Origin of the sequence: Neobacillus niacini (genome assembly GCF_000759675.1) — a bacterium.
In the GTDB taxonomy this organism is placed as follows: Bacteria; Bacillota; Bacilli; order Bacillales; family Cytobacillaceae; genus Neobacillus; species Neobacillus niacini_A.
Map to the genome: position 1 here is coordinate 299,587 of NZ_BAWM01000152.1, position 302 is coordinate 299,888.

General features: G+C 49.3%; 2 tRNA genes. Both read right to left on the minus strand.

Annotated features, from left to right (window positions below):
- Positions 1-19: 19 nt before the first annotated feature.
- A tRNA-Pro gene (locus TR08_RS27865) sits at positions 20-96 on the minus strand.
- A gap of 7 nt (positions 97-103) precedes the next feature.
- Positions 104-180 (minus strand) — tRNA-Arg (locus TR08_RS27870).
- Positions 181-302: the final 122 nt, after the last annotated feature.

Below are 302 nucleotides of genomic sequence, written 5' to 3' on the forward strand. Positions count from 1 at the left end.
TTTTGTTATTTTAGAAGAATGGTCGGGAAGACAGGATTCGAACCTGCGACCCCTTGGTCCCAAACCAAGTGCTCTACCAAGCTGAGCTACTTCCCGTAAAATATGGCGCGCCCGAAAGGAGTCGAACCCATAACCTTCTGATCCGTAGTCAGACACTCTATCCAATTGAGCTACGGGCGCATTAATTTGTTTGTGAGTTATTTCCCTTGTTGCAAAACAACTTGGTGCCGAGGACCGGAATCGAACCGGTACGGTAGTCACCTACCGCAGGATTTTAAGTCCTGTGCGTCTGCCAGTTCCGC